This is a genomic window from Mesorhizobium sp. M5C.F.Ca.IN.020.32.2.1 (assembly GCF_004023105.1).
Classification (GTDB): domain Bacteria; phylum Pseudomonadota; class Alphaproteobacteria; order Rhizobiales; family Rhizobiaceae; genus Mesorhizobium; species Mesorhizobium wenxiniae.
The window spans coordinates 1-515 of the sequence record NZ_RZSX01001625.1; the positions used below are offsets into that span (position 1 = coordinate 1).

The window sequence follows — 515 nt, forward strand, 5'->3', positions numbered from 1 at the left end:
ACAGGGCGCCTGAGACCGATCTGGATCGCAGGATCGATGTTGAGATAGCCGCGGGCTCTATACCGCTCCACCCATTCCAGCGGATATGTCACCGCAATAAACCGAAGTTTGCGTGAGGAGAGACGCAGAGCGCGAGAAGCCGCAAGGCTTTGAGCGTGTAGATTGTTTATTTTGTGTCCATGTAGGGATTCCCAAATCGGCCGAGATGTGATTCGATTCGGACATGTTCATCGAGACGGTGCCGAATCGGAACTCACCGCCAGCAGTGCTGCTGCGGGAGAGCTATCGTGACGAGCGGGGCCGCGCGCAGAAGCGGACGCTGGCCAATCTGAGCAAGCTGCCGGGGGATCTGATCGACGCCTTGCGGGCATTGCTGAAAGGCGGGACGGTGCTCGGCACCGGGCCGGAGGAACTGGAGGTCGAGCGCTCGCTGCCACACGGCCATGTTGCGGCCGCGCTCGGGACGATCCGCAAAATAGCGCTGGACCGGCTGATCTTGAGCACGGCGAAGGATG

Annotated in this window: 1 pseudogene; it reads left to right on the forward strand. The window is 60.8% G+C overall.

Annotation, left to right across the window (positions count from 1 at the left end):
• Window positions 1-223: 223 nt before the first annotated feature.
• Window positions 224-515: pseudogene (locus tag EOA86_RS37830) on the forward strand (IS1634 family transposase); the annotation flags it as partial.